We start from the raw sequence: 15,530 nt of genomic DNA, 5'->3' as shown, positions 1-15,530 counted from the left end.
CCAGCAACACCTCCACTAAAACCACTGACCGTCAGTTAGTTAATCGACTTCCTAAACCACTCACTCGCTCTGTTTTCACCTTAATCCCACGCTTCAACACATTTGTGTCGCTGAGCATCATCAGTCGTTTCTTAGCACGTGTAATACCGGTATAGATAAGCTCTCGCGTTAAAATAGGGCTGAAGTCTGGCGGTAAGATCATTAAGGTCAGATCAAACTCACTGCCTTGAGATTTGTGTATCGTCATCGCATAAGCGGTCTCATGATCGGGGACTCTGCTTGGAAGCACGGCTTTCACACTGCCATCGGGCAACTCAAAATACACCTTCAGTCTAGGTGTGGAATTCGCACTATTTGACTCTAAAGTCGTTGAATCGGCTTCGAGCATACAGATACCAATATCACCATTGTACAAACCTAAACCATGATCATTACGCGTCACCATGACTGGTCGCCCGTGATACCACAGTTCATCATTATGAGGGCTCACCAAACGTCTTGCGGCAAGCGCCCTTTCGATTCTGTGGTTGAGGCCTTTAACACCAAAATCCCCTTCACGAATAGAACACAGTAATCGACACTGGCTAAACAAATCGAGAACCGATTTCGCTCTCGCTTCTTGAGTTTCTAGCTCTTCCAATGGCACATTCATTCGGTTCAGATACGCACCATATTCATTGACTAAAGTACGTAGCATCAAATTATAGCTGTCACTCGACAGGGGATGATTTTCGATATCCTCAAACCCTTTGCCGAACACTTGATCTACTTGATTTGCAGAGCCGTTATTGATCGCCTTTGCCAACTGCCCGATACCTGAACGTGCATCAAAACGGTAACTCTTCTGCAGCATACACAAGCTATCTGCAATCGCAGGAGGGTTAATCGATCCTGTTTTGACTTGTCTTGGTTTAGCTATCGCATCAAAGCCTGTCATTTCAGCAATCAAGTTACCTTGCGCTGTGCTGTAGCCTGTAGAGTTAAACGAGCAGATATCACCCAACACAGCACCTGCCTCTACTGAAGCGAGCTGGTCTTTATCACCAAGCAGAATCAACCTTGCGTGTTCAGGGAGTGCATCCACCAGCTTATACATCATGGATAAGTCGACCATCGATGCTTCATCCACTACCAAGATATCAAGGTGAAGTGGATTACGTCGGTTATGTCTAAATTCCGCTCGATTAGGAATCGCGCCGAGTAACCTATGTAAAGTACTGGATTCAGTCGGTATGTTGGCCTTTACCTCAGGTGCTAATGGCAGCTGCTCAATCGCTTTACCAATCGACTCAGTTAAACGTGCTGCCGCTTTACCTGTCGGTGCCACTAGCTTGATCGTCGGTGTTTTACCTTGGCTTAGCGATTGCTCGACCATAGCCGAAAGTAACTTAGTTACCGTGGTCGTTTTACCGGTGCCCGGTCCGCCAGAAATAACAGCAAAACGTCGACTTAACGCCACCGCTGCCGCGACCTTTTGCCAATTCAAACAGACAGATAACGGCACGAGGCTATCCAGCGCATCTAAATCTGTCACTTGCTTGGCTTGAACAATCACTTGGTCTATCGCACCCCAATCCAAAACATGTTCGTCGACAATATCTAGATGGTCACACACCAGTTGTTGGCGTAATACCTGAGACGTTTGTTGGTTTGCTTCAGCCTTGGCTAAGGCATTAAACAGAAAATGGTAACTGCGTGCGAATAACTGATTCAACGTTTCGGTTAGCGCTTTTTTCTGCTCAGAGTTGAACTCTACTGGCTTACTTAAACGGTTTAAGGTCTCAGCCAACACAACTTCGTAGTTCCAATAACGCTGTAAGTAGACACGCTGTCCATCAAACATCAGCGGCTTAACACAATCATTGGTCGTACCCACTAAGTTAGATGATTGCAGAACAGTAGCCCAATCAATACCTAGCAATTTTTGGTTCAGTTGCAGTGCCGTCTCACCATACAAACCAAGTAACTGAGCAAGATCCGCCGTTTGCTCATGGCCTGCCGTATGCTGCTGTATAAGCTGAGTACAAATATGCCCCTTGCCCAACTCATGGCTCACCAACCCAGCGAGAAAACCGATCTCTTGAGAGTGACTCGTCGCTTGCTGCGCAATAAAACGGGCAAATTGATAATCCAACTGACGAATCGAGCCCTTATCCGCAAGGAACTTGAGTACATCCATGAGCTGCTCAGGGATAAGTGAAACTGGCTTTACAGAATTCGCTGTTTCTATGCTGGTATTAGTGGTCGTCGTTGTCATTATAGAAGCCCCATCTGTCCAGTTTCATCGTCATTCAATTGCGCTGAACGTCTGTCTATCACTTTACCGTCAATCAATTGATCCATTTCATCGAGCAAAGCCAATATAGGTTTCGCCGAGAAAATACCTTGTTGAGATTGGCCGTCCATTCCTCTTAAAAACAAGTAATAAACGCCACCGAAATGTTGTTCATAACTGTAATCCGCAACACGGCTGCGTAAGAAGCGATGTAATGCCAACGCATAGATTTGATATTGCAGATCGTAGCGGTGGTCTGCCATCGCCGATTTTAATGCTTCTCCATGGTAGACGGCAACGTCATCACCTAAATGGTTCGATTTCCAGTCGAGCACATAGTATTTACCTTGGTGCTCGAACACCAAATCGATGAAGCCTTTCAACATGCCTTGCACGGTTTGGAAACCTAGGTCGCCCGCTTTAGCCGACAACGGGTCATGATATTGAATGGTTTGATTCAATTCCGATGCGGCAAGCACTTCGATCGGTAGTAAGAATTCCATCTCAACTAAGCGTTGCGTTGAGTCTTTCTCGCTTAGCTTTAAGTTCTTACCATCCAGCGCGGTGTTCAGCACCGTATCGACCAGTTGTTGAAGCACAGGTAACCACTCTAGTTCGTATTGCTCTGACTCTAATAGGTGAGTGATTACTTGCGTGTTATGTTCGCTGGTTGCTGGCTCGGTAAATTCAACATCCTCAAACAAGGTATGTAAGAAGGTACCTGGACGAGCGCCACGAGGGAAGGTGAATATAGAACGTTCAGGTTCAATCAATTCCGACTCGTCTTGTTCATCAGCCGAGTCAATATCGAAACCAGACACCTCAATAGTCGCGTCATGACTTGAGCCGTGACTGCCTTGTTTTACAAGCCCCGAGTAACTGGTGATTCGCCAAGCTCGGTCAATTGAAGCTTTAAGTTCACTTGCATGTAAGTCTTCACTCACTTGCTCTGTCTGTACAAAAACGTGCTCGTGAGCAGTCGGAGTTTCAGACAGTAATACGCTTGAATTCTTACCCTCAATCGCTGACAAAGCTTGATTCAACTCAGCAATACCTTGCTCTTGTCCGTTTTGAACCAAGTAGCCCATGGCACTCAAATGAACGCCGGTCGGCTCTTTGGTTGAACGCCCTTTACGTAGCGGTGCCATGCCAATGAAACATCCATAAACCGCACGAGTAAGCGCCACATAAATCAAACGTAAGTCTTCCGCCAATCGCTCTTTATCGGCTTGCGCTAAGGCACTATCACTGCCCGTAATATCAAGCACTGTAGTATCTGAGTCGTGATCGTAGAACTTACCTTCACTCGCTTCACGATAACTCGCCACGAACGGCAGGAATACTAGGTCATATTCCAAACCTTTCGATTTATGAATAGTGACGATTTGAACTAAGTTTCTCTCTGATTCAAGGCGTTGAATGTCATCTTCACTGCCACCTAAACCATTTTGCGCATCTGATATCGCTTCTGCTAGCCAACGTAACAAACCATAGTCGCTGTCGAGCTCCTGCCTAGCTTGTTGCAACAGTTCGCCAATGTGCATCAAATCAGTGAGTGAGCGCTCACCATTTTCTTCTTCCAGTAAGCGTTCCGCGAGATGTCGTTTACTGATCACGCTGCGAAGCATTGGTAATACGCCACGTTGCAGCCACAACTTACGATATTCTCTAAACTCGTTAACGACGTTTTCCCACACCACTTCATCGTTGTTGAGTTCATCCAATGATGCGGCATCCAGAGCAAACAATTCCGACGCTAAACTGGCACGTAATGCTCGGTCATTTTCAGGTGTCAGCACCGCCTGCAACAAACGTTGAATATCTTGTGCAACCAAGCTGGTGAACACGCTATCTCGGTTAGACAAATACACACTCGCAATGCCTTGTTCCGACAACGCGTTCTTAATCAGGCGACCTTCACTACCGGTTCGAACCAAGACAGCAATATCACCCGCATTCACGGCATGTTGTTTTTTGCCGTTATCAAAATAGGCTTGTTGGTTTTGAGAAGCGGTCAGAATGGTTTGAATTTGACTCGCTGTCGCCTCGGCCATGGCTTTGTGATATTCGCCTTTCGGTAAGGGCTTATCTTCCGCTTCTTGTAGCCAAAAGGTCAGTGCATGCTGGGTTTCTCCGTTCATCACCCATTGGCGTTTGTCAGCCGATGGACTGGCTGCGACGGGCAAAAATGGAATGTCTTGGTCGTAGATAAACGGGCTATCCGAATTCATAAACACTTGGTTTACCGCGCTGACCATATCAGCACTCGAACGCCAGTTAGTGCCTAACGTATAGTGAGCACTAACTTGGTTTCTCGCCTTGATATAGGTAAAGATATCTGCGCCACGGAAGCCATAAATAGCCTGCTTTGGGTCACCGATCATAAACAAGCCGCACTGCGGATTATCGAGATAGATTCGGCTAAAAATACTGTATTGCAGCGGATCGGTATCTTGGAATTCATCAATCATCGCCACTGGGTATAAGGTGCGGATTCTCTCCACCAGCAGTGATTGCTCATCCACATCAATCGACGCGGATAACTGGGTCAGCAAATCATCAAACGATAACCACTGCTTCTGCTGTTTAGCCTTAGCTAACATGGTTCGACAATGAGTAATCGCATGCGCCAGCAATGGAGCTTTTAGATTTGCAGGAGAGTTTAAGAAATTCTCAATAGCCTCAAACACAGCGTGCTGTGGAGCAGTGCCTTTCGGTGTTTTTTCAATCAGAGTAGCTTGAGAGAACTTCTCTAATTTATCTGGGAACTGGTAATCATGGGTGTCGCTCTGCGCCCATGCTGTTACCGCTTCTAACCAAGTCGGCAAAGACTTCTTGGTGTAGCTGCGCTTGTTCACATCTGAACCTGAAATCAAAGCCAAAAAGTCCGCTTCAGATTCACACCACAACGCCTTAAGTTGCTTCACTTTATCTAGGTTTTGATTGTGCAGAGTTTGCAAGTCACCCGACATTGCTTCCACAGTTAGCTTTAGTGGAGAACCCGTCAGGTAGCGATTTACGTCAGCCAATAACGAAGCGGGAGAGCCCCAAATATTTCGCACTTCACCCGCCAGTTGAATTGGCAGCGGGTAAAACTGCTTACGCCAATAGTCGGCGACCACTTGTGCTTTTAGGTGGCTTTCATCGGTCACAAATTCATTATCAAAACGGCTTCCTGACTCGAAGGCATTTTGAGTCAACATACGCTGACAGAAACCGTGAATGGTGTATACCGCCGCCTCATCCATTTGTCTTTCAGCGTTAAGCAAAGTTTTCGCAGCACCAGCATGATCATCAATGGCTTGTAACAAAGGAGCAATCACTGGATCGTCACTTTGCCCACGTGCAAACGCGATACGTGCATCATGGATTCGAGCACGGATACGATCTCGCAGCTCTGCCGTTGCCGCTTCAGTAAAGGTCACCACCAAGATTTGGTCTACGGTTAACGGCTCATGGTGTCGAGTGGCTTCAGTCAGGTCGCCTTGTGGAGCGGCCGTGCCGTGCCCGAGCAGTAGGCGCAAGTACAAGCCAGCGATGGTAAATGTTTTACCCGTACCCGCTGATGCTTCAATTAAACGCGCGCCATGAAGTGGAAACGTCATGGTATCGAGTGTCTGTGGAGTGATTACCTGAACACTGCTTGTGGTCGTCATGCCTTACTGCCTTCTGATAAATGTGTTGTTACAAATGTGACCTAGCGTGGAAAACGTCATTCAATTTACGTCCTACGCTGATTTGTTAATAGTTAGTGCGATCTCTCTCACGGATCAATTCAGATCGCCTCGCTACTATGCGCCCACGAGTTCAGGTGCGCGTACGAGTTTTATACTCATGCGTTACTTTGAACCACAGAATAATGGTCCCTCTGACCTGTGGCCGTACAGCGAACGCCCTACACTAATAATGATTTACTGGCGGCCACTTTATTTCCTGTACTTTGCTTCTCTTCACCTTGAAAGCAGGTATCCCAAATGCTGACCAGCGACTCTCTTTCGTTTTTCATTAATTCAGCGCACTCGCTATTGATCTTGTCGATCACAACCACTTACTCCTGATCTTCCAGATCGGCAGCAGCCAACCTTGCCGCCTGTAACACAAGCGTTGAATACATACGCGACTCAACAGCCAGCTCATCGTCCCACTTAGGCCAAATACGTGAGATGTAAGTATCTCTCCCCTCACCCGTAAAGGCGAAGCTGTCATTAAAGGTATCGGCCATTTTCTTGAGCGACTTTTCTTCGTCATCGACCCACTTACCACGGCTAAAGCCCGCTTCAACACCAGCCAATGCGGTTTTCGGGAAATAAGGCAATGGTGCAGTCATGCCTTGATAAAACAGTCGCACTAATTCAGCCAACAAGCTCTTCACCTGCTGCGCATCGCCGATAGGCTGTAGCGTCTGGTGAACAACGCCCTCTTTTCTGTCATAGCCAATAATATGGGTCGTTTTCCCGTGTCCCATCACTGCGCAACATAAATGATCGATCCATGCTGCTAAGTAATCTTGAGAGCGTATTTTGCCGCTACGGAAACGCACTAGACCTGATTGGTAGTTTTGAGTTAACCAACCCATCAAGCGAACAGGTTTGCCTTCGCCTAACACATCAAATTCGATATTCACTTCGAGATCTTGTTGCGGTGATCCGCTCACAAATCGAATCTCTTTAGCTAAGTCTTCCGCTTGAACACGGTTGGTTTCAAACTCGATATCACCAAAGGCGCCAACCGGTAATCGGCCCTGTGCTTTTTGCTCAGAGACAAACAGTCGCACTGCTTCGTCTGCGCCTTCAGGGTGGTCTAGCAGCACTTGCAGCAAAGCATCCTTAAGTTGGAAACTCTCTAAACCATTAAGTACAAATGGCTCATCGTCTTCCATCACAGGAAGTGGCGGCTCAAATACCACTTTTAGGCGGCGATTAAAGAAGTACTGCACTGGCAAACGCCAAAAACGCTGTAACTCAACCAAATCGAGTTCTAACGGGTACGTCGCACCCAACAAATAGTCATCCAATGCACGATTGAATTCACCACTGCGTTCACCGGTACGGTTAGCCGCTGGAAGCCACTCTTTGGCGTAACTCAGCACATGGCTCGCATCACCTTGAGTAAACGCAGCAGGGCTGAACGGTGTCATGGTGTGTTCAAAGCTGATCGCTTGAGTCAGCTTGATGCCTGAATCATCACTTGGTAAGGCTTGATCGTCACTCAAACAGTAGTTCTGTTGGCAGTATTCAATCAACTCTGAAACCAATACCGATGGCACTCGCTCAGTATTATCCTTAATCGAACGGCCGACATAGCTGATGTACAAACACTCTTGTGCTGACATCATCGCCTCTAAGAATAGATAGCGGTCATCATCACGGCGAGAACGATCCCCTGGTCGTGTGCGTCCGTTCATTAGATCAAAACCTTCTGGTGGCATTGAGCGAGGGTAAACACCATCGTTCATTCCCAATAGACAAACGGTTTTGAAAGGAATAGAACGCATCGGCATCAAGGTACAAAAGTTAACTTGGCCTGCTAAAAAACGCTGACTAATACGTGCACCCGATAACTTATTATTGAGGTACTGATAGATAATGCTTGGCGACAACTCTTGTTCATACAAGGCATCATCAAGCTGTTCATTCAGTTGCGAAAGCGCATCACGTATCGACTTAAGCACCACCTCGCCTTCCAGTTCAACCGCAAAGAAATCATCAATCATTTGCAGCAAGATTTCACGCCACATATCGATAGATTGAGTTTCAGTTAAGCGTTGACGGTAATGGGCAATACGATCGATAAAGTGAGCTAACTTACCTGCAAGTTCGGCGTTAATGCCTTGAACTTCGTTATAAGCGGCAATCGGAGAGTGTTCAGTTTCAAACAAACCTGCAGAGTCTGACATCGCATAACCCAATAGCATGCGCTGAATGCCGAATAGCCAAGTATTTTGCTCGGTCGCAGGTAAATCAAATTCTGTCGCCGTTGAAGCATCGACACCCCAACGGATACCCGCTTCTTCAACCCATTGCTTGGCTTGCTCGAATTGAAACTCGTCAATACCAAAGCGTGCCATCATCGCAGGAATTTCTAACAGCTCTAGCAACTCAGAAGCTAGACAGCGCGTGTTTGGTAGCGCGACTAACTGCATGAAGGCGGTCAGAATTGGGCTTTCTTGGTCTGCGGTTCTATCAGAGATCGAGTAAGGGATATAACGCTCACCCGGTGCATTACCAAATACCGCCTGAATCGCTGGGCTATAAGCATTAATGTCAGACACCATCACGATGATATCGCGTGGTTTCAGAGTCGGGTTGGTATCAAACATCGCCAACAACTGATCATGAAGGACTTCAACCTCACGCATTGGGCTATGACACGCATGTACGGTTAGAGAGCGATCGCCAAGTTCAACAACCTGTTTATGGTTACTGGAATCTAATATGTGGTCGTCTTGATGTTCTTCTAACTGGAGAATATCGGCTTGCAGTTGATGCAATAGGTTATCTCTCTCAACATCAATAAAGAACTCATGCTCTTCGCAGTCTGATTGAGATAGTAAAAACAGGTTATCTCTGCCCAGTTTCCCCATAGACGCAAGTAAACTATTACCCACGGCTTGGCTGGTATGCAGTTCGTCTTCAATATTAGCTTCAATGCCATCTTTCAATGGTGAAGTTTCACCCTCCAATTTAGGTAAACCATCAACCAACACAAACTGCTTACGACGCTGGGCTTCAACTCTTGCCAAATATTTACGGTCGCGAATATCGCCCCAGTAATGTTGGCAAGGGTTGGTAAACATCAAGTGCACATCAATCTGCTCACCGAGTGCTTTCAACGCATCCATGTAACGAGGAGGCAACGAAGAGATACCAAACACAAATAAGCGTTTAGGCAGATGTTGCAATTTACCTTGTTGATTAGCTAGCGCTTCAATGAAGTCGTGGTACAAGTTCCCACGGTGGTATTTTGATTGGCCTTGAGACAGGGTTTGCTCATAGAGTGCTTGCCACAAAATCGGTTGCCAAGGGTGAGCTTGCTGCCCTTCATCATCGACCAATTCAGCAACGGGCTCTCCCGCTTCCCACATCGCCATCCATTCAGGTCGATACACCAAGTAGCCATCGAAGATATCGGCAATTTTCTCTGCCAATTGGTACAGCTTCGAATCATCTTCGTCGTTTTCAAGGTAGCGTTGTAGAGGTAAAAAATCAGGGTGGTCAAGCTTAGCGGGTAGCAAACTCATCAGCTTCCATGTCATCGCTTCCTTGTTAAAAGCACTGCGTTTAGGTACATCAGGAAGCACTTGGGTAAACATATCCCAAATGAAGGTTGCTGGAAGTGGGAAATCGATATTTGCTGCTACGCCAAACTCTTTGGCGAGTTCCATCTTAAGCCATTGAGACATGCCTGGGCTCTGAACCAAGATCTGCTCTTTTTCGAAAGGATTGGCCAAAGGGTCACTTTTAATTAAGTGAACGAGAAGGATTTTTAAAGTATCGACTTTATTGGAATGGTAAACAGTAAACAAAGTGCACTCACGCTAATCTTGCCACAATATAAAGCCAGATTAGCATAAGTGCCGTGTTTGGATTAGGAATATAAGCTTATGAAATACTGAAAACTTAAGGTCCGTTTATCTTTTGAACTATTGCTTCTTACAATCTACTGCCTACCGCACTTAGAACACGGTGAGGTTTGTAATTCATGTAATAACGAACCGCCACATAACCCACTACAAACGTTGCCACAATCAATTCTAGATACGCTAGGTTGAAGACTTGATCCACATAGTGAGTTTCCACACCAACAGTTTGCATCCAAGCCGCCAATTTGAATAGCGCCGTTGCACCAATCACGATTGGGAATGTAAACGCCGCATAGCCAGGGCTGAATGGCAGACGAAGTAGTTTGAAAAACGCGATGTAGATAATAAACGTCATCAACACTGCAATGCCAAAGAGTAACCCAATGATCACTGGCGAAGGATTTGCCGTCACCGTTAGGTAGCCAGCTAAAGATAGACTTGCTGGTGCCGCCATAATCGCAATCGTTGGTTTTGCTGCGTCAGGCACTTCGTGAGAGAAGATCAAGCGGTAAACCATTATTGGTAGCATTACCGCATAAACCAATAAGCCAAAGACTAAAGTCGCGTGAGCAACGGGCTCTAAGATCGGGTTACCTGAAAAAGAAACGTCTGCCACGATAATACCGATTGGTGGCACAAACCAGCTTGGCACCATGTGGTGAATCTCAAAGTTTTTAGCTCTGTGGTATAAGAAGCTCACCAAGAACACGACATGTAACGCTACCGAAGCGAGCCACACAGCTTCTTGTAAGAATTGAGAGATTGGAGCCAACGAAGCAGACACCACCATACAACCCATTGCGAATGTGGGTACAACACTGCCGACAACAGGGTGAGCAAGATCTGCACGTAATAAGTGGCCGTGAATCAAAAATTTCACAGCTAAAACAAGAAGCAATACCGCCGCAATACCAGCACTGACCCACTGCACCAAACCCGGTGTGTGCAAAATACCTTGTGCGACTAAAACACCATCCCAACACCAGCCTAAACTTGCAATTGCGAGTGCTAACCCTGCCATGGGAGTTGGAGCTCCTGTTAATCTATATTTAATACGTTGAATCATGTCAGCCTCTCTTAAACTTAATTCACTAAACTTGTGAACTCATCAGCTTGTTGAAGCCATAATACGCTTGCGCTTCGTTAAACAATATCCAATTATATATAACAAATGTTCATTAATACTGAACGATACCTTTCCACCAGCAGCGTAAAACTAGGAACCTGATGGCTAATATTTCAATCAAACAACTCAAAGTGTTTGTCACTATTACCCAGCATTCGACATTGACCGCAGCCTCTGAGGCTCTGTTTCTGTCTAAGGCCGCTGTCAGCATGGCGCTAGGCGAAATGGAGAAACAACTCGGTCACTCTCTATTTGACCGGGTTAATAACCGATTAATTCTCAATCAAGAAGGACAAAAGCTTCTTCCTTTGGCGGATGAGATATTACATCGTGCTGCTGGTATTGATGTTTTGTTCCGTGACGACCAGCCTTTAAGTGGCAATCTAAAGGTCGGTGCGAGTGACACAATTGGTAATCAGGTCGCACCGTTTATTCTGTCTGGCTTTCGCGAGCTAACTCAGCATCAAGATCAGAGCTTATTCATTTCAAACAGTGCGCTGATCTGCCAAAAGTTGGTGGATTATGAACTGGATATCGCGTTAATTGAAGGAAAAACACTCCATCCGGAGTTGATCTCTAGCCAGTTCAGTAGCGATGAAATGTGTATTATTGTTAGTAATCAACACCCTCTCAATTCAAAAGAAAAAGTGATTTTAAGCGATTTAGAAGATAGTCATTGGATTTTACGTGAGTCTGGTTCAGGCACTCGCGAGTTTTTCCTTCGTGCCGTCGCACCGCGTATCGAACACTGGTATGAATCCTTTGAACTCAACACCACCGAGGCGATCATCAATTCAGTTTCTGCCAATCTTGGATTCGCGTGTTTATCACGACTGGCGGCGCAACGAGCAATTGACTCAGGCCGAGTGAAAGCACTCGATGTCCCACTCGACATGAAACGACGTTTCTGGATGCTGGTACACAAAGACAAATACCAGAGCCCGCTGCTGAAATCTTTCATGAGTTATTGTGAAGACTGGGCTACACATCAAGATTGAGGCCGCATTGTTAGGGCTCCAACTGGACTTTTAACATCAGAAACTGTATAAAAAGCCAGTAAAATTTTATCAAACTTAGAGGATTAACCATGGCTGTTATCGTCAAGTACGTGGTCGAACGCAACGGAGAAGAGAAAATGACTTTTACCTCTAAAGCCGAAGCTGACGCATACGACAAAATGCTGGATATGGCTGATGAGCTTTTTGAACTATTAAGCAAAAGCGATTTAGTTGAAGATGAAGGCAAGCAAGAAGAGCTTGCTATGTACCTAGCGAAGAACAAAGAAGAAGTTCTTTACGCATTAGGTGCTAAGCGTAAACCAGCTCCGAAAAAAGAAAAGAAGCTTGAAGCAGTTGAAGACGCAGAAGAAGATGCCGCTTAATTAGCTGAAGTTTTCTAAAAAACGTCAATAATGTCTCTAATCAGAGCTCGTTATTGGCGTTTTTTTATACTTATCGAAATATAATGAACTCTGTTTATAGTCGAAATCGCTCTAAACATTCGCTTGCACAAAAGTGTGATTAAGATCTAATCTATAGCCATCAGGTGATGGGGTTCCACCTAAGCTTTTGCTTCAACCGCCCGTTCTTTTGAACCGTGCTAATGACTCCTACAGAATCGAAAACAGGTAATACTGTTGGATGTATCGCTACTCCTCCATTTTGGAATGGACTTAGTCTATTAAGACCGAGCTTCATGACACCTTTGGATGATCGATACTCAAGATCTGTAGTGAATTAGCCACACCTCTTCCAACACGTCCTGTTTTCTCAACGCCCTAGGTCTTAAATGGCTCTATCAGTGAGAAAACATTATGCACTACTCTTCAGAAATTCAATCAATGTGCCCTATTCAAAGGGGTGATCTTCACACTTCAGCTCCAATTCCAGTTGAAGGCGCCATGGTTAGCCCAAAAGATGTCATCGCTATTTCTGGTTTAAGCCATGGCGTCGGCACTTGTGCACCACAACAAGGTGCAGCAAAACTAACGCTGAACGTAAAAAACGGCATCATCGAAGAAGCGCTAATCGAAACGATTGGTTGTTCAGGCATGACTCAATCAGCCGCGATGGCAGCCGAAATCCTCACAGGAAGAACCATTCTTGAAGCTCTGAATACTGACTTGGTGTGTGACGCTATTAACGTAGCCATGCGTGAAATCTTTCTGCAATTCGTTTACGGTCGAACTCAATCCGCATTCTCTGAAGGCGGCCTAGAAATTGGCGCAGCATTGGAAGACTTAGGTCAAACACAACGTAGCCAAGTAGGCACCAGCTATTCAACCTCAGCTAAAGGCGTTCGTTACCTAGAGCTTGCAGAAGGCTACGTGACCAAGCTTGCACTTGATGATCACAGCGAAGTGATTGGCTACGAATATCTCAACCTCGGCAAAATGATGAAGGCGATTAACCAAGGCATGCCAGCTAATGAAGCTGCTGACCTTGCGACGGGGACTTATGGTCGCTTCGATGAAGCCGTTACCACCATTAACCCACGCCAACACTAATTTTGCCAATTTAGAGGAAAGATATGATGAACACTCAATTTAATGAATCAGTAACTCGCGTATTGGCAGAAATGAACTTCGACTCTTTAGAGCAAGCGAACCAATACTGTCTATCACACAATGTCGCCCCAAAAGCGCTAGTGATGGATACCCAACCTATTGCTTTCGAAAGCGCTGCCGATGCCTATATCCTTGGCTCAGCACTGGCGCTATTTCGCAAAGCCACCAGCGCAGAACAAGCTGCGAATATCATTGGTGAAGGCCTTCAAGCATTCACCAAACCCGGCAGTGTTGCTGAGCAACGCCAGGTCGGTATTGGCCACGGTGCATTGGCTGCACGTCTTCTAAATGAAGAAAGTCACTGCTTTGCTTTCCTTGCGGGCCATGAATCTTTTGCTGCTGCAGAAGGTGCGATTAAAATCGCACTCAACGTCAACAAATCACGTCACAACCCATTGAAGGTAATACTCAATGGTCTAGGTAAAGATGCGGCTTACTTAATTTCTCGCATCAATGGTTTTACCTATGTTCGCACTCAATACGATTACCAAACAGGTGAGCTTGTTGAAACAGAACGCCGCCGCTTCTCACAAGGCCCTCGCGGAGAGATTTTGTGTTACGGCGCTGATGATGTACGTGAAGGCGTGGCAATCATGCACAGAGAAGAAGTGGATGTGAGTATTACGGGTAACTCAACTAACCCAACGCGCTTCCAACACCCTGTTGCAGGTATCTACAAAGCAGAACGTACTCGCCAAGGTTTACCTTACTTCTCAGTTGCTTCAGGCGGCGGTACAGGTAGAACATTGCACCCAGATAACGTGGCAGCAGGCCCTGCGTCTTACGGCATGACAGATACTATGGGTAGAATGCACGCTGATGCTCAGTTCGCAGGTAGCTCTTCTGTTCCGGCTCACGTGGCAATGATGGGCTTCATCGGTATGGGTAACAACCCAATGGTCGGCGCGACGGTTGCATTGGCTGTAGCAGTAAGCGAATCTCAAAACGCATAACGACAACGTTGAGCGCCACGATCTATCCATAGAATAGAGTCCGTTAACTGAGAAACAAGCAATAACAGACGACCAAAACTCTACACCTATCACTAAAACCAAACAGCCAGCCTTATGCTGGCTGTTTTTTATTCACACTTACTCTACTATCTATTTCTAATAATTATTTGTATTTAACTGCATCTTTTCAAAGGAATAATATGAAAGAGCTCATCATTCATACCATTACTGTGTTCATGGGCTTTTTTGCCATCATGAACCCAATCGCTAATACGCCAATTTTTCTTGGATTAACCGGTGACAATGACAGGGAAACCGTTAAATCTATCGCTTTCCGTTCAGTGTTTATCGCATTCATCATCGTCAGTACTTTTGCACTCTCTGGCAAACTGATCTTTGACCTATTTGGTATCACACTTTACGCACTTCGCATCACAGGCGGCATTTTGGTCTTTTTGATTGGCTTCCACATGCTGCAAGGCGATTCAACACACGCCAAAGCAAAAGAGAAAGTGAACTCAGACGCCCAGAAAGACGCAGCTCTAAGTATCGCCGTCTCACCACTTGCAATGCCAATTCTCGCTGGCCCCGGCACCATTGCCACTGCGATGAACTTTGCCAGTACCGAGGGGGTCTATGAAACCATCATAACCATCGTCGCTTTCGGCCTACTATGTACCCTAACCTATGTCTTATTTGTATTCGGCGAGCGATTTGTTAAAGCTGTCGGACCAAGTGCATTGAACGTGATAACCCGAATGATGGGTTTAATACTCGCCGTTATCGGTATGCAGATGTTGATTGAAGGGATTGAGCAGGCTTATAAAGCGCTATTTATCTAAAGAGTGTTGTTCATTTAAAGAACGTTGGTTATCTAACTTTGATATCAAATTTTGTTGAATTGCATCATTTTCTCATTGCAGAAAACTATCTCCAGAAAGACAAGCAATATCATTTTACAGACTTTATCCCGATGCGCCCTTTCATAACGAGGGCGCTCTCTTTATGATGAACGCAATTAAATTAAC

The 15,530-nt window shown here is 45.8% G+C and carries 10 protein-coding genes and 1 riboswitch; of the genes, 5 read left to right on the top strand and 5 right to left on the bottom strand.

Annotated features, from left to right (window positions below):
- Nucleotides 1–31 precede the first annotated feature (31 nt).
- From recD to MED222_RS03460, 5 genes are all read right to left on the bottom strand, one after another.
- A complete protein-coding gene (gene recD, locus MED222_RS03445; protein ID WP_009848355.1) occupies nucleotides 32–2,257 on the bottom strand; it encodes an exodeoxyribonuclease V subunit alpha in 2,226 nt (741 codons plus the stop codon).
- Nucleotides 2,257–5,931: an exodeoxyribonuclease V subunit beta gene (gene recB / locus MED222_RS03450; RefSeq protein WP_009848354.1), complete on the bottom strand. Its 3,675-nt coding sequence runs from the start codon at nucleotides 5,929–5,931 to the stop codon at nucleotides 2,257–2,259. Before recB ends, recD begins: the two co-directional genes overlap by 1 nt.
- Before the next feature lie 239 nt (nucleotides 5,932–6,170).
- Nucleotides 6,171–6,317, bottom strand: coding sequence for a hypothetical protein (locus tag MED222_RS22540; protein WP_170962724.1), 147 nt, complete (start codon nucleotides 6,315–6,317; stop codon nucleotides 6,171–6,173).
- 6 nt (nucleotides 6,318–6,323) lie between these two features.
- The gene (gene recC, locus MED222_RS03455) at nucleotides 6,324–9,800 is read right to left on the bottom strand and encodes an exodeoxyribonuclease V subunit gamma (RefSeq protein ID WP_009848352.1); all 3,477 of its coding nucleotides are present in this window, start codon (nucleotides 9,798–9,800) and stop codon (nucleotides 6,324–6,326) included.
- A gap of 127 nt (nucleotides 9,801–9,927) precedes the next feature.
- Nucleotides 9,928–10,923, bottom strand: coding sequence for a TDT family transporter (locus tag MED222_RS03460; protein ID WP_032555327.1), 996 nt, complete (start codon nucleotides 10,921–10,923; stop codon nucleotides 9,928–9,930).
- 161 nt (nucleotides 10,924–11,084) lie between these two features.
- On the opposite strand from MED222_RS03460, the gene MED222_RS03465 reads away from it, so the two are divergent.
- The 5 genes from MED222_RS03465 (at nucleotide 11,085) to MED222_RS03485 (ending at nucleotide 15,344) form a co-directional block, all read left to right on the top strand.
- A complete protein-coding gene (locus MED222_RS03465; RefSeq protein ID WP_009848350.1) occupies nucleotides 11,085–11,981 on the top strand; it encodes a LysR family transcriptional regulator in 897 nt (298 codons plus the stop codon).
- 89 nt (nucleotides 11,982–12,070) lie between these two features.
- Nucleotides 12,071–12,364, top strand: coding sequence for a YebG family protein (locus tag MED222_RS03470; protein WP_004735185.1), 294 nt, complete (start codon nucleotides 12,071–12,073; stop codon nucleotides 12,362–12,364).
- 154 nt (nucleotides 12,365–12,518) lie between these two features.
- Nucleotides 12,519–12,602: riboswitch (Fluoride riboswitch) on the top strand.
- Between the two features lie 194 nt (nucleotides 12,603–12,796).
- Nucleotides 12,797–13,489: an iron-sulfur cluster assembly scaffold protein gene (locus MED222_RS03475; protein WP_009848349.1), complete on the top strand. Its 693-nt coding sequence runs from the start codon at nucleotides 12,797–12,799 to the stop codon at nucleotides 13,487–13,489.
- A 23-nt stretch (nucleotides 13,490–13,512) separates the two neighbouring features.
- Nucleotides 13,513–14,502 (top strand): GGGtGRT protein, encoded by a 990-nt coding sequence (locus MED222_RS03480; protein ID WP_032555326.1) that lies wholly within the window; start codon nucleotides 13,513–13,515, stop codon nucleotides 14,500–14,502.
- Between the two features lie 200 nt (nucleotides 14,503–14,702).
- Entirely contained in the window at nucleotides 14,703–15,344 is a 642-nt protein-coding gene (locus MED222_RS03485) for a MarC family protein (RefSeq protein ID WP_009848347.1), read from the top strand.
- Nucleotides 15,345–15,530 lie beyond the last annotated feature (186 nt).

It is taken from the genome of Vibrio sp. MED222, from assembly GCF_000153005.1.
In the GTDB taxonomy this organism is placed as follows: Bacteria; Pseudomonadota; Gammaproteobacteria; order Enterobacterales; family Vibrionaceae; genus Vibrio; species Vibrio tasmaniensis_A.
This window is presented reverse-complemented; position numbering and strand designations above follow the sequence as displayed.

What these genes read in the sequence shown, in the direction of transcription:
- MED222_RS03460 (WP_032555327.1), bottom strand. Translation starts at nt 10,923, where the DNA reads ATGATTCAACGTATTAAATATAGATTAACAGGAGCTCCAACTCCCATG.
- MED222_RS03475 (WP_009848349.1), top strand. Translation starts at nt 12,797, where the DNA reads ATGCACTACTCTTCAGAAATTCAATCAATGTGCCCTATTCAAAGGGGT.
- MED222_RS03465 (WP_009848350.1), top strand. Translation starts at nt 11,085, where the DNA reads ATGGCTAATATTTCAATCAAACAACTCAAAGTGTTTGTCACTATTACC.
- recD (WP_009848355.1), bottom strand. Translation starts at nt 2,257, where the DNA reads ATGACAACGACGACCACTAATACCAGCATAGAAACAGCGAATTCTGTA.
- MED222_RS03485 (WP_009848347.1), top strand. Translation starts at nt 14,703, where the DNA reads ATGAAAGAGCTCATCATTCATACCATTACTGTGTTCATGGGCTTTTTT.
- MED222_RS03480 (WP_032555326.1), top strand. Translation starts at nt 13,513, where the DNA reads ATGATGAACACTCAATTTAATGAATCAGTAACTCGCGTATTGGCAGAA.
- MED222_RS03470 (WP_004735185.1), top strand. Translation starts at nt 12,071, where the DNA reads ATGGCTGTTATCGTCAAGTACGTGGTCGAACGCAACGGAGAAGAGAAA.
- recB (WP_009848354.1), bottom strand. Translation starts at nt 5,931, where the DNA reads ATGACGACCACAAGCAGTGTTCAGGTAATCACTCCACAGACACTCGAT.